The 17748-nt window shown below is 63.1% G+C and carries 18 protein-coding genes; 14 read left to right on the forward strand and 4 right to left on the reverse strand.

Annotated elements, in window-relative coordinates:
* Positions 1–254: 254 nt before the first annotated feature.
* Positions 255–1145, reverse strand: coding sequence for a LysR substrate-binding domain-containing protein (locus QWI18_RS00280; protein WP_065990796.1), 891 nt, complete (start codon positions 1143–1145; stop codon positions 255–257).
* A gap of 222 nt (positions 1146–1367) precedes the next feature.
* On the opposite strand from QWI18_RS00280, the gene QWI18_RS00285 reads away from it, so the two are divergent.
* From QWI18_RS00285 to QWI18_RS00325, 9 genes are all read left to right on the forward strand, one after another.
* Positions 1368–2444 (forward strand): ABC transporter substrate-binding protein, encoded by a 1077-nt coding sequence (locus QWI18_RS00285; RefSeq protein ID WP_342214613.1) that lies wholly within the window; start codon positions 1368–1370, stop codon positions 2442–2444.
* A gap of 102 nt (positions 2445–2546) precedes the next feature.
* Complete coding sequence (locus QWI18_RS00290; RefSeq protein ID WP_369317868.1) at positions 2547–3620, forward strand: ABC transporter ATP-binding protein; 1074 nt, start codon at positions 2547–2549, stop codon at positions 3618–3620.
* Positions 3607–4479: an ABC transporter permease gene (locus QWI18_RS00295; RefSeq protein ID WP_369317869.1), complete on the forward strand. Its 873-nt coding sequence runs from the start codon at positions 3607–3609 to the stop codon at positions 4477–4479. The genes QWI18_RS00290 and QWI18_RS00295 overlap by 14 nt, the downstream gene beginning before the upstream one ends.
* A 6-nt stretch (positions 4480–4485) precedes the next feature.
* A complete protein-coding gene (locus tag QWI18_RS00300) occupies positions 4486–5283 on the forward strand; it encodes an ABC transporter permease (RefSeq protein WP_192131696.1) in 798 nt (265 codons plus the stop codon).
* The gene (locus tag QWI18_RS00305) at positions 5280–6422 is read left to right on the forward strand and encodes an NAD(P)/FAD-dependent oxidoreductase (protein WP_369317870.1); all 1143 of its coding nucleotides are present in this window, start codon (positions 5280–5282) and stop codon (positions 6420–6422) included. The genes QWI18_RS00300 and QWI18_RS00305 overlap by 4 nt, the downstream gene beginning before the upstream one ends.
* On the forward strand, positions 6412–6795 hold the full coding sequence (locus tag QWI18_RS00310) for a (2Fe-2S)-binding protein (protein ID WP_369317871.1): 384 nt from the start codon (positions 6412–6414) through the stop codon (positions 6793–6795). Before QWI18_RS00305 ends, QWI18_RS00310 begins: the two co-directional genes overlap by 11 nt.
* Positions 6792–8186 (forward strand): NAD(P)/FAD-dependent oxidoreductase, encoded by a 1395-nt coding sequence (locus QWI18_RS00315; protein ID WP_369317872.1) that lies wholly within the window; start codon positions 6792–6794, stop codon positions 8184–8186. The genes QWI18_RS00310 and QWI18_RS00315 overlap by 4 nt, the downstream gene beginning before the upstream one ends.
* Positions 8187–8208: 22 nt before the next feature.
* Positions 8209–9369, forward strand: a complete 1161-nt coding sequence (locus QWI18_RS00320) for an NAD(P)/FAD-dependent oxidoreductase (protein ID WP_369317873.1) — start codon at positions 8209–8211, stop codon at positions 9367–9369.
* Positions 9370–9403: 34 nt separating this feature from the next.
* Positions 9404–9757 carry a RidA family protein gene (locus tag QWI18_RS00325; protein ID WP_065990810.1) on the forward strand — a complete coding sequence of 118 codons (354 nt, stop codon included), beginning with the start codon at positions 9404–9406 and terminating at the stop codon, positions 9755–9757.
* A gap of 60 nt (positions 9758–9817) precedes the next feature.
* Here the strand turns inward: QWI18_RS00325 and QWI18_RS00330 are convergent, their stop codons facing one another.
* Entirely contained in the window at positions 9818–10060 is a 243-nt protein-coding gene (locus QWI18_RS00330; protein WP_065990812.1) for a hypothetical protein, read from the reverse strand.
* 452 nt (positions 10061–10512) lie between these two features.
* Here QWI18_RS00330 and QWI18_RS00335 point away from each other — a divergent pair, with 452 nt between their 5' ends.
* From QWI18_RS00335 to QWI18_RS00355, 5 genes are all read left to right on the forward strand, one after another.
* Positions 10513–11040: an AAA family ATPase gene (locus tag QWI18_RS00335; protein WP_369317874.1), complete on the forward strand. Its 528-nt coding sequence runs from the start codon at positions 10513–10515 to the stop codon at positions 11038–11040.
* Between the two features lie 207 nt (positions 11041–11247).
* The gene (locus tag QWI18_RS00340; RefSeq protein WP_244656952.1) at positions 11248–11694 is read left to right on the forward strand and encodes a cupin domain-containing protein; all 447 of its coding nucleotides are present in this window, start codon (positions 11248–11250) and stop codon (positions 11692–11694) included.
* A 163-nt stretch (positions 11695–11857) separates the two neighbouring features.
* A complete protein-coding gene (locus QWI18_RS00345; protein WP_369317875.1) occupies positions 11858–12763 on the forward strand; it encodes a LysR family transcriptional regulator in 906 nt (301 codons plus the stop codon).
* 322 nt (positions 12764–13085) lie between these two features.
* Complete coding sequence (locus tag QWI18_RS00350; RefSeq protein ID WP_369318159.1) at positions 13086–14195, forward strand: MFS transporter; 1110 nt, start codon at positions 13086–13088, stop codon at positions 14193–14195.
* Positions 14196–14260: 65 nt separating this feature from the next.
* The gene (locus tag QWI18_RS00355) at positions 14261–16633 is read left to right on the forward strand and encodes a pyrroloquinoline quinone-dependent dehydrogenase (protein WP_369317876.1); all 2373 of its coding nucleotides are present in this window, start codon (positions 14261–14263) and stop codon (positions 16631–16633) included.
* A 79-nt stretch (positions 16634–16712) separates the two neighbouring features.
* Here the strand turns inward: QWI18_RS00355 and QWI18_RS00360 are convergent, their stop codons facing one another.
* Together QWI18_RS00360 and QWI18_RS00365 are read right to left on the reverse strand one after the other, a co-directional pair.
* Positions 16713–17108, reverse strand: coding sequence for a hypothetical protein (locus QWI18_RS00360; protein WP_244656934.1), 396 nt, complete (start codon positions 17106–17108; stop codon positions 16713–16715).
* Positions 17109–17295: 187 nt separating this feature from the next.
* A complete protein-coding gene (locus QWI18_RS00365) occupies positions 17296–17631 on the reverse strand; it encodes a cyclophilin-like fold protein (RefSeq protein ID WP_369317877.1) in 336 nt (111 codons plus the stop codon).
* Between the last annotated feature and the right edge of the window lie 117 nt (positions 17632–17748).

Raw genomic sequence — 17748 nt, forward strand, 5'->3', positions numbered from 1 at the left:
ATGTCACACCGCTGAATATGTGCCGCTCACATTGGCCTTTTCCCGGCTGAAGCCGGTCCTACTGGGGATATGCAGTCGTGCTGTAGGACTGGCTTTAGCCGGGAAGGCGGCGGATGTCACACCGCTGAATATGTGTCGGTCACACTGGCCTTTTCCCGGCTGAAGCCGGTCCTACTAGGGGTATGCGGTCCTACCATGCTGCATGTGTCGCATCACCGAGCAGTGGCGCTCGCGCAATGCAGCCGCCTTCAGCCCTAAAAAACGATGTCCCGGTAGAACGCTTTCAGCGTGTCAACGAACTCTTCGGACAATTTCGTCCGCACTTGGGCCGGTGCCCACATGACGTAGGTGGGGAAGAGGATCTGCGGCACAAACGGGCGGATGACGATATCGCGGTGGCGATAATCCCGGGCCACCAGCGGGTGGGCGAGGGTGATGCCCATGCCCAGCGCCACCATCTCGCAATTGATGGCGCTGTACTGCGCCTCCACGGTCATGACCCGCTCCACGCCGGCCTGCTCGAACAGACCGTCCACCAGCGCCCGGGTGCCGTCGCCGTGGCACAGCGACACAAAGGTCTCTCCCTCCAGATCGGTGAAGGTGATCTGCGTTCGGCTTGCCAAGGGATGGGACGCCGGCAACACGCACACCGCTGCCACTTCGCTGAGCAACTCGATCTGCTGACTGTCGACATCGCCGGGGTGCACCACAATCCCCACATCACAGAACTGCGACTTTACCCACTGCTCGACGGTGGGCGAGGAGTTCACGTGCAGAGACACCGTCAGCTCCGGTCGCGTCTCGGTAAACGCCTTGAGCACCCGGGGCATCATGCTCATGCCGGTGGAAGGTACTGCCGCCACCCGCAAGCGGCCCGTGCCCAGATTGCGGATGTTCTTCGCCGACAGCTTGAGGCTGTCCAGCCCGACGTAGGCGCGCTCGACTTCCTGAAAGAAGGCCTGACCCTCCTGAGTCGGCATCAGCCTGACGCCGGCGCGCTTGAACAGGGTCAACCCGGTGCTGAGTTCCAGTTGGGCAATCAGCCGGCTGATGTTGGGCTGCGAGGTAAACAGCACCTCGGCGGCAGCGGTCATGGAACCCAGGCGCATGACGCTGCGGAAGGCTTCGATCTGTCTCAGGTTCATGTCGCGCTCCATATCAAATATGAATAACTAAGGCCTATATCCGTATTTGACCATATGGACGCCCCGTCGCAATACTCGAACCAGCCACCCATAGCGCACATGAAGATGCGCCACCCCGCGATGGATTCGCCGGGAGCATGCACGCTGCATGCATGGCTTCGGTTCACACCGAAGCGACTGACGCATTGTTCGATCTGCCCCCATGCACTTCGGAGATAGTCTGTGAATAGCCTCGACCTTTCCTCAGCAGCACGACCGTTTCGTCCCTTCCACCGCAGTGCCATGGCCGTTGCCCTGACGCTTGCCGCCGTTGGCAGCACACCCGTCTTCGCCGAGACCACGCTGTACGTGGCCGGCGTCGGCGGCTCCACCGAGCAGATGTACAAGAACCGCGTCATTCCCGCCTTCGAAAAACAACACAACGTCAAAGTCGTCTACGTCGCCGGCAACTCCACGGAAACCCTGGCCAAGCTCCAGGCGCAGAAAGGCCGTCAGCAGATCAACGTCGCGATGATGGACGACGGCCCGATGTACCAGGCGTTGCAGATGGGCCTGTGCGAAAAGCTCAGCGATGCGCCGATCTACAAGGACCTCTATCCGCTGGCACGGCTGAGCCCTGAAGCCACGGGGATCGGCGTGGTGGCCACCGGCATCGGCTACAACGAAGAGGCGTTCAAGAAGCGCGGCTGGGCGGCACCGGATTCTTGGGAAAACCTCACCGACCCACGCTTCAAACAACTGCTCGGCATGCCGCCGGTGACCAACACCTATGGCCTGCACACGCTGGTGGAAATGGCCCGGCTGAGGGGTGGCGGCGAGAAAAACATCGACCCCGGCTTCAAGGCGCTGAAGGACGAAATCGGTCCTAACGTGCTCGCTTGGGTGTCGGCGCCGGGCGAGATGGACGGGATGATGCAGAACGGCGACATCGTCATGGCGGTGTACGGCAGCGGTCGCGCCGTGGCGTTGCAGGGCACCGGCTTTCCGCTCAAATTCATCTACCCGAAGGAAGGCGGCATCGCCTTGCAGGTCGCCGCGTGCAGCGTGACCCCCAACGCGCAATCCGAACTCGCCCAGGCGTTCATTCAGTACGTGCTGTCCCCTGAAGTGCAGGAAATCCAGGCGCGGGAGAACGGCTTCGCGCCGGTGAACCAGACGGTCAAGCTGCCGGATGATGTCGCCGCGCGCATGCCGTACGGGCCGGAGAAGGTCAACGCGCTGATCAAGGTCGATTGGGAAACCATCAACCCGCAGCGCAGCGAGTGGACCACGCGCTGGAACCGCACCGTCGAGCGCTAGCGTCACCGATTGCTCTCGCTGATCGACAGTCGCTGATCGACGTACACGCCGATCTTCCCCAGCACCCTTCTGGAGACGCAGGTCCGCCTGCGTGGCACGCCCATGGCATTTCTCACCCTCGAAGGCATCGTCAAGACCTACGGCACGTTCAGGGCCATTGACGGTTTGAACCTGGAAGTCCGGCACGGCGAGTTCATCGCCTTGCTCGGCCCGTCCGGGTGCGGCAAGACCACCACCCTGCAATCCATCGCCGGATTCGTGCAGCCCACGGAAGGTCGTATCGTTCTGGACGGCCGCGACATTACCCACGTGCGCCCCGAACAGCGCGGGCTGGGCATCGTCTTTCAGAGCTATGCGCTGTTTCCGCACATGACCGTGGCGCAGAACATCAGCTTCGGCCTGGAGATGCGCGGCGTGCCCAGGGCCGAGCGCGGCAAGCGCGTCGATGAAGCGCTGGATCTGGTACGCCTCGCCGGCCTCGGTGAGCGTTACCCGAAAGCCCTGTCAGGCGGGCAGCGCCAGCGGGTGGCGATCGCCCGCGCGTTGGCGATCCGCCCGAACCTGCTGTTGCTCGACGAGCCGATGTCCAACCTGGACGCCAAGCTGCGCGAAGAGATGCACATCGAATTGCGGGCGATTCAGCGCGAGCTGGGCATCACCACCATTCTGGTCACCCACGATCAGGTCGAAGCCATGAACATGAGCGACCGCATCGCGGTGATGCAGAAGGGCCGCATCGTGCAGATCGACACGCCGTTCGAAGCCTACGAGCGGCCGCATTCGCCCTTCGCTTCGGCGTTCCTCGGCAAAACCAACGCCTTTGCTGGCGCGGTGCAATTGCGTAACGACCGCTGCTGCCACGTGCAGGTCCACGACACGCTGATGCACGTGCCCCACGAAGACCGCACGCTGGGCAATGACGTCAACGTCTACATCCGTCCGGAAAAAATCCGTTTGGTGGCGCTGGGCAGCGGACGGTTTTCCGGACGCGTCAGGCTGCGGGTGTTTCTCGGCAACCTGTGGTTGATGGCGGTGGAAAGTCGCCTGGGGCTGGTGCACATGACCCTGCCCAACCTCGGCACACCGCCGCCGGAGGAGGGCAGCGAGGTCGGGCTGGACTGGTCCGACGACGACCTGCGCCTGCTGGACCGGGAGGTCGCCCATGGCCAGGTATGACGCCGAACGGGTGGGCGTGGCGCCGTGGCTGCTGAGCGGCCCGGCATTGCTGGTGTTCATCGCGCTGTTGCTGGCGCCCTTGTTGCTGACCGCCGTGCTGTCGTTGAACCTGTTCAGCGACACCGACGGCGTGGTGCCGAGCTACAGCCTTGGCAATTACCTGGAGGTGTTCAAGGACGACTACTTCCACGAGATATTCCTGCGCACCGGCGGCATGGCCCTCGCAGTCACGGTGCTGTGCGTGCTGCTGGGCATCCCGGAAACCATCATCATTGCGCGCATGGCGCCGCGCTGGCGTTCGCTGTTCCTGCTGGTGGTGTTGGGGCCGCTGCTGATTTCCGTGGTGGTGCGGACCCTGGGCTGGGCGATTCTGCTGGGCAACAACGGCCTGATCAACGATGCCCTGCAAGCCGTGGGCATCACCGACCAACCGGTGAAAATGCTGTTTACCCTGGTGGGCGTGGTCATCGCCCTGACCCACGTGCTGGTGCCGTTCATGGTCATTGCCGTCTGGGCCACACTGCAACGGCTGGACCTTCAAGTGGAGTGGGCGGGCCTTTCCCTTGGCGCGTCGCGGTTGACGGTGTTCCGCCGGATCATCCTGCCGCAGATCATGCCCGGCGTGCTGTCCGGCTCGATCATCGTCTTTGCCCTGGCTGCCTCGGCCTTCGCCACCCCGGCGATCATCGGCGGGCGGCGCCTGAAAGTGGTGGCGACGGCGGCGTACGACGAGTTCCTCGGCACCCTCAACTGGCCCCTCGGTGCGGCCATCGCGATGCTTCTGCTGCTGGCGAATCTGATCATCATTCTGGGTTGCAGCAAACTGGCCGAGCGCCGGTTCAAGCAAGTCTTCGAGTAGCCGACCATGCACAAGAACGGATTTTTCTCGCTGCTGTTCCATGCCCTGTTCGTCACATTCATCGTCGCGCCGCTGGTGGTGGTGATGGCCATGGCGTTCACCAGCAAGGGCTACCTGTCGTTGCCCACCGACGGCCTGTCGCTGCGCTGGTTCCGGGCGCTGGCGGACAATCAGGAAATGCTGGATGCCTTTGCCTTGTCGATCAAGCTCGGCCTGGCGTCGGCGACCATCGCCGCGTTGCTGGCGATTCCGGCGGCACTGGCCATCAGCCGTTATGACTTTCCTGGCCGGGGCGCGGTCACCGGCTTTTTGCTGTCGCCGCTGATGATTCCGTCGGTGGTCCTCGGCATCGCGTTCCTGCGCTTCTTTTCCCTGGCGCAGATCGGCGGCTCGTTCTGGGCGCTGACCCTGACCCACGTGATTGTCGTGCTGCCCTATGCGTTGCGCCTGACGCTGGCCTCGACCATCGGCCTTGAGCGGGACATCGAGCACGCCGCGCTGTCACTCGGTGCCAGTCGCTGGACGGCGTTCTACCGGGTGGTGCTGCCGCGGATTCGCACCGGGGTGGTCGGCGGCTGGATGCTTGCGTTCATTCAGAGCTTCGACGAACTGACCATGACCGTGTTCGTCGCCACCCCCGGCACCACTACGCTGCCGGTGGCGATGTACAACCAGATTTCCCAGACCATCGACCCGCTGATCACGGCGGTTTCAACGGTGCTGATCGTCGGCACGTTGCTGCTGATGCTGATATTGGACCGAATGGTCGGATTGGACCGGGTGTTGATTGGAGAAGGCAAATGAGCCAGGGCACACAGAGGGACATTCAGTCGGACGTGATCGTCATCGGTGGCGGGTTGGTGGGGACGGCAGTCGCTTACGGCCTGGCCCGCAGCGGCGCTGACACCGTGGTGCTGGACCAGGGCGACGATGCGTTTCGCGCCTCGCGGGGCAATTTCGGCCTGGTCTGGGTCCAGGGCAAGGGCCACGACCTGCCGGACTATTCGCGCTGGACGCAGTCGTCAGCGACCCGCTGGCCGGACTTCGCTCGGGCGCTGATGGCCGACAGCGGCGTGGACGTGCAGCTCCACCAGCCCGGTGGCTTCCATATGTGCTTCAGCGACGAGGAGCTGATCGAGAGACAGTCACGCCTGCAAACCCTGCAGGACGCCCTCGGCGATTACCCGTTCCAGATGCTCGACGCCGCTGAACTCAAAGCGCGCCTGCCGTTGATCGGCCCCTCCGTGGTGGGCGCCAGCTACACGCCCCAGGACGGTCACGTTAATCCGCTGAAACTGCTGCGCGCGCTGCACACCTCGGCCCAGGCCAAAGGCGCGCGGTTTCACGGCGGCATTCAGGTGGATCGCATCGACGGCGCGACAGGTGAGTTTTGCGTCACCGCCGGCACTCAACGCTTCATCGCGCCACGGGTGGTACTCGCTGCCGGCCTGGGCAATCCGGGGCTGGCCCGGCAGGTGGGCCTGCATGCGCCGGTGGCGCCGAATCGCGGCCAAGTGCTGGTCAGCGAGCGGGTGCGGCCGTTTCTCGATCACCCGACGGTCCATGTTCGGCAGACCGACGAAGGCACCGTTCAGCTGGGCGATTCGATGGAGGAGGTGGGGTACGACGACAGCACCTCCACCCAGGTGCTGGAAGCCATTGCCCGGCGCGGCGTGGCGACCTTTCCGCTACTGCGGGAGGTGCGGCTGATTCGTGCCTGGGCGGCGCTGCGGGTCCTTAGCCCTGATGGCTTCCCCATCTATCAGCAATCGGCCAGCCACCCGGGCGCCTTCGTGGTCACCTGCCACAGTGGCGTGACCCTGGCCGCTGCCCATGCCCTGCGCATCGCGCCCTGGGTGATGGGCGGCGCCATGCCCGACGAGCTCGGCGTATTTGCCGGCGAGCGTTTCCTGACTGACAAGGTGTTTTCCCATGCGCACTGATTCGCTGTTTCAACCGGTCACGAGTGAAGTCAGGTCGACGCGGACTGTCAGCCTCAGCTTCAACGACCAATCCCTTGAGGTGCCGGCGGGTATTAGCGTGGCAGCAGCACTGCTGATGTCTGGCATCAACCGCTTTCGCGCGACGCCGGTGAGCGAATCGCCCCGGGCGCCGTATTGCATGATGGGCGTGTGCTTCGAGTGCCTGGTGGACATCGACGGCGTGCCCAATCGCCAGAGCTGCCTGATCGAAGTGGCGGACGGCATGCGCATCCGTTCCCAGGAAGGCGCCCGGGATCTGATTTTCCAACCCGGCGATGTGCAGACCGCCAGTGCGCAGACCGCCAGCGTGCAGACCGTCGAGGTGCAGTCATGAATGATCATTTTGGCGGTGTCGTGGAAGCGGTGGACGTGGTCGTCGTGGGCGCAGGTGCCGCCGGTATGGCAGGCGCGGTGGCCTTGGCCGGGTTCGGCCTGCAGGTGGTGTTACTGGACGAGCAGGGCAGCCCGGGCGGGCAGATTTATCGCGGCATCACCCTCGCGCCCCTGTCGCGGCGGAACCTTCTTGGCGCGGACTACGCCCATGGCAACGTGCTCGCCCAGGCCCTGGCGTCTTCGTCCGTGCGCTATGAACACGGCGCGGCGGTCTGGCAAGTGACCCGGGATCATCAGGTCAGCTACCTGCGCGACGGGCGTCTGCGCACCCTGCAGGCCAAGGCCGTGTTGCTCGCCACTGGCGCCATGGAACGGCCGTTTCCGATCCCGGGCTGGACCTTGCCCGGCGTCATGAGCGCAGGCGCTGCGCAGATTCTGCTGAAAAGCGCAGGCCTGGCCCCGACCGAGCCGGTGGTCCTGGCCGGCTGCGGCCCGCTGCTGTATCTGCTGGGCTGGCAATACCTGCGCGCCGGCGTGCCGATCAAGGCCTTGGTCGACACCACGCGCCCCGAAGATTACTGGCGGGCCCGGCGTCATCTGTTCGCGGCGTTGCGCGCCTGGCCGTATTTGCGCAAGGGCCTGGAGTTGATGCGCAGCCTGCGCAGCGCCCGCATCGCGCACCACACCGGCGCCGAGCATCTGGCGATAGAAGGGGACCAAGCCGCCACCGCGCTGACCTTCACCGTCGGCGGCAAGGCTCAGCGTATTGCCGCGCGCTGCGTGCTGCTGCATCAGGGCGTGGTCCCGAACATTCAATTCAGTCAGTCGTTGCGCGCACGCCATCACTGGGACGTCGACCAGCTGTGCTTCAGCCCGGTGATCGACCCGTGGGGTGAGCTGGACGTGCCGGGGATGTTCGTCGCCGGTGACGGTGCCGGCATTGGCGGTGCCCAGGCCGCGGCGTTGCAGGGGGAGTTGGCGGCGCTGGGCATTGGACAACGGCTGGGAACGTTCGATGCTGTTCAGCGTGATCAACGCGCCGCGCCGCTGCGTGAAAAGCTGGCGTTGAACCTGCGCATTCGGCCGTTTCTCGATGCGCTTTATCAGCCGAAGGAAGCGAACCGCATTCCCGCCGACGAAGTCATCGTGTGCCGCTGCGAGGAAGTCACGGCGGGGGACCTGCGCAAGTTCGTCGCCTTGGGCTGCGCCGGCCCCAATCAGGCCAAATCCTTCGGCCGCTGCGGCATGGGCCCTTGTCAGGGGCGGATGTGCGGCCTGACGGTGACCGAAGTGATCGCCAAGGCCCGCGGCGTGTCGGCGGCGGAAGTCGGCTACTACCGCATTCGCCCGCCGATCAAGCCCATCACCCTGGGGGAACTGGCCGGTGAGTGAGGCGCGGGCAAGGCACAGCGACGTGTTGGTGATAGGCGGCGGCATTCATGGACTGAGCACCGCACTGCATCTGGCCCAGCGCGGCGTTGAGGTCACGGTGCTGGAGGCTGATTACTGCGGCCGTCATGCCTCCGGGGTCAACGCAGGCGGGGTTCGAACCCTGGGCCGTCACGAGGCGGAAATCCCGCTGGCGCTGTCGTCCCGCGAACTCTGGCACGACCTTGTCCAGACGCTGAGCGATGACGGCGGTTTCGTCCCCAGCGGCCAACTCAAACTCGCGGAAACCGCTGCAGAACTTTACGAATGCCGACAGCGCGTCGAACATCTGCAGCGCCTCGGCTTCACCCACGAAGTGCTGATCGACGCTCAACAGGTGTTCGAGATCATTCCGACTGTCGCCCGGCATGTGGTCGGCGGCATCTGGGTCAAGGACGACGGCTACGCCATTCCCTACAAGACGGTGACGAGCTTTCGGCTGGCGGCCGAAAAGCTCGGCGTGAAAGTGCTTGAAACGACGCCGGCGCAGCGCATAGAGCAACGGGGCAGTGGATGGCAGGTCACCACGCCCGCCGGGGTGTTCAGCGCCGGGCATCTGGTCATCACCGCCGGTGCCTGGGCGCGGGAGCTGGCAGAACAGGTCGGCGAATCGGTGCCGGCTCATCCCGAGGGCCTGATGCTGATGGTGACCCACCGCGTCGCGCCGTTTTGCGCGCCGGTGCTGGGCGCAACGGGTCGCTCGCTGTCGTTCAAGCAGTTCGCCAACGGCACCGTGGTGATTGGCGGCAAGCTGATTGGCAGCGTGGATTTCCCGGCGCGCCACGGCGAAGTGGATCTGGCGCGCCTGGGCATCAGCGCGAGGACCGTCACCGACCTGTTTCCCCACCTCAAGCACTTGGGCGTCAATCGGGTCTGGGCCGGCGTCGAAGCGTTTACCGCTGATGACTTGCCGGTGATAGGGGCCAGCCGCAAGGCCAGTAACCTCAGTTACTCGTTCGGATTCTGCGGCAGCGGTTTCCAGATGGGCCCCGGCACCGGCAAGCGCCTGGCCCAGCAGATCCTTGGCGAGCATTCGGACATTTCGCTGGAGGCATTCGACATAGGACGCTTTGATACCGCCTGCTTTGATAAGACCCGCCTCAACGACGCCCACATCCCGATCAACGTACCGTCAGTGGCCCGTTGATTCCGTACACCCTACCGACCCATCAGGAGTTCACATGCTGGAAATCAACCGTATCGAAACCAACCAACGCATGAGCCGCGTCGTGCAGTGCAACGGCTTTACCTTCCTCGGCGGCCAGACCGCGACGGATCGCACCCTCGACATCAAAGGGCAGACCGCGCAAGTGCTGGAGAAGATCGACAACTACCTGGCCAAGGCCGGCCTGGACAAGACGCGGATTCTCACCGCACAGGTCTGGCTCTCGGACATCGCGGCGAATTTCGCCGGCATGAATGAAGTCTGGGACGCCTGGGCACCGGAAGGGCACGCACCCGCGCGGGCCACCGTGGAATCACGTCTGGCCGCGCCGGATTTGCTGGTGGAAATCACCGTGGTGGCCGCGGGCTGAATCAGCTGCTGCAGGAATGAACTGCGCCGGGCCGGGTTTATCCCGACCCGGCGTTGCCGCTCAAGGGCGGACAGACGCTTCGGCGGAGTTGGTCACGAGGTGGTTTTTGGTGGTGCGACGCTGCTGCGTGATCAGCACCTGAGGCACCGAAGAACAGTGGTATTTGATGCCTTTCCTCGTCGGCATCAGCGCGACGCTCTCCATGCATTCTGCGCGGGTCGAATACGCCGTCGGCTGGTTCTCGTCCACACATCCTTCCGCACCGGAACACATACTCATTACAACCACAAAGATGCTCTTCATTGCTCTCATTCCTTTTTGGCAAATCACGGCGCGGGACAGCGGGTGTGTGGCGATTCTGAGGGGAGGTGATGGCAGAAGGCAATGCGGTGAAAGTGCGTTTCGTCGGGAATGTGACGGTTTTGGGTTTTCGAGGGATTAGAGCGTAAATTTGCAGTCGGTAAATTGACGTCACGTTTTTTAATACGGGCCGGTTCACTTAAGTCTGACGTCACTTAAGCGCGCTGGCGTGGGGTTTTTGAAACTTTCCTGGAGACCGCAATCGGGCTCGCGCTCAACAACGCGCAACCGGTTCCAGCGTGCCTGATAGCTCTGCGCCTTTTTGCGAAACAACTCGAGCAGCGGGAATATTCAAAGGGTCTGATTTATTTGATCTTGAACACCACCGGCGGCGTTGGCATCCCTCACAGGAGTAAATTAGCCTGCTTGAACAGCACATCCTATGGGGGCCTCAAATGCTCATCGTCTTCAGTGGTCTGCCCGGTACCGGTAAGACCACCATCGCCAAGGGTCTGGCCGCAACGCTGGGTGCTGTTTATGTGCGCATCGATACGATTGAACAAGCCCTTCGTGATTCGCCGGATTTTGCGCGGGATGTGGGCCGCACGGGGTATCTGATTGCCTACGGGTTGGCGGCCAGCAACCTTGATTTGGGCGGCACGGTGGTTGTCGATTGTGTGAATCCCGTGCTTGAAAGCCGAAGAGAATGGAGCGCCATATCCTCTCGATCCGGTGCTCCATTGGTGAATCTTCAGGTCATCTGTTCCGACAGGATGGAGCATCGACGCAGGGTGGAGACCAGGCAGGTCGATATCCCGGGGCTGACGCCTCCTACCTGGCAATCCGTGCTGAATCATGAGTATGAATCTTGGGACACAGAACCCTTCACCGTAGATACCGCGCTCAATTCCCCGGCGCAGGCATTGGCGGCGATTGCCGATTACTTGAAACGGTCTGATTTATTCACCCCTGAGCAGGGCTAACGGCGCCGTGGTGGCGTTGAACACCTTCGCAGTGTTGTGCGTTTCAGGAGAGGGGTGATCAGCCTGAATTCATGAGCATCGCTCACTGCTGTTTGTCACAGGGCCCTGTAGTACATCGCTGCCGCGTGAATTAGGTTGATGAGGACATCTCATTTACCCAGGAGCTCGCCCATGCACACAGTCGCAGCAATCACCACGCTGGGGATGATGCTGATGCTCGCCAAGGTTCAGGCGGACGACAGCACGCCCGCCATGACCGTCGTCCCGAACGGCTCCCAATCCTCGATTCTCGGGAGCCCGGCGATGTTCGTCGGCACGGTGCGCATCGATCCCTTGGTATCCGCCCATGAGCCGTCCCGGGTCACGGCGGCCTATGTCACGTTCGAGCCGGGGGCGCGTTCCGCCTGGCACACGCATCCGTTGGGGCAAACGCTGGTGGTGACCGCAGGCACGGGGTGGGTGCAGCAACAAGGCGGGGAGAAACAGGTGATTCGTCCGGGAGACGTGATCTGGACGCCGCCCGGCGTCAAGCATTGGCACGGGGCCACGGCCCGCACGGGCATGACCCACATGGCGATCCAGGAATCCCTCAATGGCCAGAATGTGGAGTGGATGGAGCCCGTTTCCAATGCCCAGTACGAGGCCTCCCGATGATCCTTGCCCGACACGCGTTGACTGCTGAGTGACCCTCAGCGCAGTAATGAGCCAAGCTCGTCTAAAGCGGCCGGTCAACCCGGATATACTCCGCGCAACGCACGCATTCGGGTTGATCGACCCGTTCATTGCCGGTCCGATTCACACCTAGCGTAGGTAGATGATGCAGCTCACCCGTGCCAACCTCGCCGATTTCATGTACTTCCTGGCCGTCGCCCGGCATTTTAGTTTCAGCCGTGCGGGATTGGAAGTCGGCATCAGCCCGTCGGCCCTCAGCCATGCCATCAAGGCGCTGGAAGCCAGGCTTGGCGTGCGCTTGCTGAACCGGACCACCCGCAATGTCACGTTGACCGCTGCCGGTCAGGAGTTGCTGGCGTCGATTCGTGAGCCCATCGACCGCATCGACCAGGCGATGGAGGTGCTTAACCGTTACCGGGACGAGCCCACGGGGAGGATCAGGCTGAATGTGTTCAGCGACGCCGCCCTGTTGCTGCTGGCGCCCGTACTGCCGCTGTTCGGTGAGCGTTACCCCGACATCGAAGTGGATATTTCGATCTCCAACAGCATGGTCGATGTCGTGGAGGGGGGCTTTGACGCCGGCATGCGCTTTGGCGCGACCGTGCCGGAAGGGATGATTGCCCATCGGCTGTCGCCGGATGTGCGCTGGCTGGTCGCCGGCACGCCCGACTATCTGCGCAAGTGGGGCACTCCCGTTCACCCTGAAGACCTGAAGCAGCATCGCTGCCTCAAGTTCAAGGTCGGCACCGGCAAACTTTACGACTGGGAATTCGAGAAAGAAGGCGTGCAGCTGGCGGTCCCGGTGTTCGGTGGCGTGATTCTCGACGAGACCCGAATCGCGATTGCATTGGCCTGTGAAGGGAGCGGACTGATTTACGCCGCTGAACCGATCCTCGCACCTTATGTGAAGAGCGGTTCCCTTAAGCTCGTCCTTGAGGATTGGGCGTGCGTGAGCCCGGGGTTCCACATCTACTACTCCAGCTATCGCCAGCAACCGCTGGGGCTGCGTCTGCTGATCGACATGATCCGGGATATCGCGCCGCTGGGGTGATCCGCAACGGCTCAAACCGGGACGCCTGACGCTTTCCCGGCTAAAGCCGGTCCCACAGAGTGCTCCCGCTTCCCGTCATTAGTGAGCATTGCTCATCACCGCATCACACGTACCCCCGATAGGCGAGGGCGGACCGCGCCTGTACCGTGACGCCACTCAATCCATCAAAACCGGCGCTCGTCGCACATCACCCTGGCGTGAGGCGATTGCACGGGCCGGACACGTGTCGAGGGCGTCAATGCGTACTGCTGAGCTACAAAGAGTCGAGCCTGAAATAGCCAGGCCTGATCGAGGTGTATGGAGCGCCGTGGGTGCCATGGCCATGTGCGTGGCCATGCTCATTTCATCCGAATTCATGCCGGTCAGCCTGCTGACACCGATTGCCTCCGACCTCGGCGCGACCCAGGGAATGGCCGGCCAGGCGATCTCGATTTCGGGACTGTTTGCCGTCTTCACCAGCCTGTTCATGTCGGTCATCGCCGGGCGCATTGATCGTCGATACGTGTTGATCGGCTTGACCAGTCTGATGCTGGCCTCGCTGATCCTGATTGCCGAGGCGCCGAGCTTCCTGGTCCTCATGATTGCGCGCGCCGTGCTGGGGATCGCCATCGGCGGGTTCTGGGCACTGTCCACGGCGACCGTCATGCGGCTCGTGCCATCCGACACCGTGCCCAAAGCCCTCGGCATCATTTTCACCGGCAATGCCATCGCCACGGCATTTGCGGCACCCATCGGCAGCTACCTGGGCGGCATCATCGGGTGGAGAGGCGTGTTCTGGGGACTGGTTCCGCTGGTGCTGATCAACCTGCTGTGGCAGTGGATCAGCCTTCCGTCCATGCCGCCCAAGTCGGCGGGCTCGGTCCGTCAATTGTTCGCGCTGCTGCGTCGTCGCCACGTGGCGTTCGGCATGATCGCGGTGATGTTGACCTTCGCCGGTGCGTTCTCGGCCTTCACCTACTTTCGGCCGTTCCTTGAAACCTACACGCACGCGACCACCCCGCAGCTGTCGCTGTTCCTGCTGGGGCTCGGTGTAGCGGGTTTTGCCGGCACCTATGCGGGGACGGCGCTGGTGAGTGACCGGATGTATGCGCTGTTGCGCTGGCTGCCATGGCTGCTGGCGACGGTGACGCTGTTGATGCTGCTGTTCGGCCACCTGAAGCCTGGCGTCGCCGTGGCGATGATCTGCTGGGGCGGGCTGAACGCCGCCATTCCGGTGGCCTGGTCGACCTGGCTCAGCAAAAGCGTCAGTGATGACCCGGAGAGCGGAGGCGGCTTGCTGGTTGCGGCGATCCAGCTGTCGATCATGGTCGGTGGCGCCCTGGGTGGCCTGCTGCTGGATCACCTCTCTATTGCCGCGACGTTCATGGGCGCCGCCGCATTGCTGGTGCTCGGTGCGTTGATCGTCGGGAACGGCAGTCGCTTGCGCGGCTGAATCCGGCTTCGAAGCCCAGCCCGACCGCAGCACAACAGACCTTCACAGACAGGCACATCATGCGCATGGAAAACAGAACAGTCCGACTCTTCAGACGTTGCGTTGGCGGGGTATTGGCCCTTTTCGGTATTGCCATGACTCTGGGCGGCGCGGTATTGCTCAGTGACGGCGGATCTGCCTGGTACGGGGTGGCCGGCATCGTCTGGGTCATCTGCGCCGTCGGCGTGTTCCGGCGCGACCCTCGCGTTATCCCGCTCTACGGAATGTTGCTTGCCGCGACGGTGGCATGGAGTGTCTGGGAGGTCGGGTTCGAGGGCTGGCAGTTACTGCCACGGCTCGGACTGCCTGTGCTGCTGGCCGTTCTGCTGGTGGCCAGCACCGTGGGGCTTCGAGCTCCGCGCCGATCGGCATGGCTCGGCTCGCTGGCGGTGTTGACGGTGAGCGTTGGGGTGGGCGCGGTGCTGCATGGCCAGTCGGGCGAGGGCTCTGATCCGCTGCTGCGCGCAGGCGTATCGAACAGTTATCCCCCGGCAAACGGCATGACCGAGGCGGCCGCTCGACAGGATTGGCCCGCTTTCGGCAATGATCAGGGCGGCACACGTTTCAGCCCGCTGACGCAGATCACGCCCGACAACGTCCAGCAATTGCAAGTCGCCTGGGAAGCTGAGACAGGCCCTATGGGGCCGAGACCGGAGGGTGGCCTTGAAGTCGTGCCGATCATGGTCGGCGACACGCTTTATGCCTGTAACGATCAGAATCGCGTCACCGCCCTTAATGCGGAAACCGGCAAAGAGCGCTGGCATCAGGACATTTCAGGCGGCACGGCGGCATCCGGCAAACCCTGCCGAGGCGTCGCCTTCTACCAGGTCCCCAATGCCGAGGGGCCCTGCGCCCAACGGATCATCGCACCCAATCAGATGCCCGGGCTGGTGGCCCTTGATGCCCGCACAGGCGAGTTCTGCGAGCAATTCGGCGACAAGGGTTTCGTCGACCTGCGAGAGGGCATCAAGGCCTACCCGCACGGTCTGTATTACGTCAGCTCGGCGCCGCAGATCATTCGCGGCAAGGTGGTCGTCGGCGGCGGTATTCCGGATGGTCAGTACTGGGGCGGCCCGTCCGGGGTCATCCGCGCCTTCGACGCCGCGACCGGCCAACTGGCCTGGGCCTATGACTCCGAGCAGCCTGATCGTGCCGGTGCTCCGCCCAGTGGGGAGGTTTACTCACCGTCCTCACCCAACAGCTGGGCACCCATCAGCGCCGATGAAACCCTCGGCCTGGTCTATCTGCCCATGGGCAATGCAACCCCTGACAACTTCGGTGGTTTGCGCCGGCCGGGGGACGACGAGGTCTCCAGCTCGGTCATTGCGCTGGACGCTGAAACCGGTCGGTTGCGCTGGTATTTTCAGACCACCCATCACGACATCTGGGATTACGACGTGCCGGCTCAGCCGACGCTGGTTGATCTGCCCGTCGACGGCGTCATCCGCCATGCGCTGATTCAGGCGACCAAGCGCGGCGAGGTCTTCGTCCTGGATCGGGAGACGGGCACACCGATTGCGCCCGTTCAAGAGCAGGCGGTGCCTCAGGGCGGAATCGCGGAGGGCGAGCGGCTGTCGGCGACTCAGCCTGCGTCGATCGGCTTGCCCGCGTTTCGCCAGCCGACGCTGCAGGAACGTGACATGTGGGGCATCACCCCATTGGACCAGATGCTGTGCCGCATTCAGTTTCGCCAGTCACGCTACGAGGGGCACATGACGCCGATTACCCTGGGCAAGCCCGTGCTGATCGCGCCGGGTTCGGCCGGAGGGATCAATTGGGGCGGTGTGTCGGTGGACCTCGACCATGGCGTGATGGTCGTCAACTGGCTGCGGATGGTGGACCGCGTCGAACTGGTCAGCCGGGAGGAGGCGGTTGAACGCAAGTTCAGGCTGTCGGACGGTCAGAGCCCGGGGGGTGATGCGCAGCGGCCCATGCTCAACACGCCTTATGGCGCTTACGGCACAACCTTCTTATCGGTGCTTGGCACGCCCTGCAATGCGCCGCCATGGGGCCTGATTTCGGCGGTGGATCTGGCCAGCGGTAAACTGCTCTGGTCCAGACCGCTGGGGACGGCAAGAGACACCGGCCCGCTGGGCATCCCGTCGATGTTGCCCGTGACGGTGGGGACGCCAATGACCGGCGGCTCGGTCAGCACCCGCAGTGGTCTGATCTTCATTGCGGCGACCGCCGAGCGCACGATTCGGGCACTGGATGTGCACAGCGGTGAAGAACTCTGGTCGGCGCGTTTGCCAGGGGGCGGCAATGCCAGCCCCGTGACCTATATCGGTCCCCACAGCGGCAGGCAGTTCGTGGTCATTGCGGCAGGGGGCAAGAAGGCGCTCAAAACACGCTTGAACAACAAGATCGTGGCGTTCGCGTTGCCGGCGTCCAAACCCTGAAACGCCAGCGTGGCATCCACACATTTGCTGGATGCTACGCTCGTTTCAGTTCCCAGTGCCTGCCGGGCCAATGGGCTCATTAAAGGCAAGGCACCTTGCCGGCTTGAGCCACCGCAACGCCTCGACTGTCCAGCAGCGACACCTTGACCTCTGCATCCGCTCGGCTCTGTACCAATGTGTAGCGCTCATCGGCCGCAAATCCGTCGTAGTCCAGCGTTGCCGTGCAGCGACGATGACTGTTCTGATACCCGATCATCACAATCCCCAGTTCCATCGAATGCCTGCCTGGCGAAACAATGAAGCGATTCAAACTGTTGGCCTGATTTCCGTCGAGACGTCTCGCGATCACGTCATCTCCTGCGTGGGCCTTAATGTCGACGATGGACTTTCCAGGTTCAGGGCGCGGTGTTCCAGTGGTACAGCCGGCTATGACCGCGACAGACACTAAGGTTGTCGCAAAAGTACGTAATTTCATGGGATGCCCGTTCGTTAATTGGTTAATGTCTTTAAATATTTAACGCGCACCACGCTTCGCCCGCGGCGCTCGACACGACGGCAGGCGCCGTCACTCAAGAATCGCAACGTGAGTGCTTTCGTTATAAAAACGATGTCCACCAACGGGCCGTTAAAAAGCGCAGCCCTTTGAGAAAAATCGTCTGACGTTATTGTTTTGAAAAAGCGATGCGTACTGCATCGCAGCCAAAGACGCGGGCCAGTTCGGCGGCATTGTCGATGCGGCCCAAACGAGTGTAGGAATAGGGCGATGAGAAAGTAGCGTAGAACGCGACCAGCGTGCGTGACCCGTACAGCATCAGATCGCCGCTGTGGATCGTGCCGGGCCGAATCGTACTTGTTGGTAGCGATGTCGGCAGTTCGGCGTGCTTCTCGTTGTTGTTCAGGTCAGGCATGTCGATGGAGAGTGGGAGCAGGGCGGCAAATGCCCGTGCCGCTTGTGTATCCGCCAGGGTGATCGCGAAGCGCGTGTCGCGAACCGTCATCCAGATACGGGATTCCGGAAGCTGCGCGGTGGCTGACGTGGCCGCGGGGGCAGGGCCCACGGGGGTCGCAGGCGAGGCATTGCTTTCGCTCAACGCTGTCAGGCCCAACAGAAGTCC

The organism is Pseudomonas sp. W2Oct36, assembly GCF_041060465.1.
Classification (GTDB): Bacteria; Pseudomonadota; Gammaproteobacteria; order Pseudomonadales; family Pseudomonadaceae; genus Aquipseudomonas; species Aquipseudomonas graminis_B.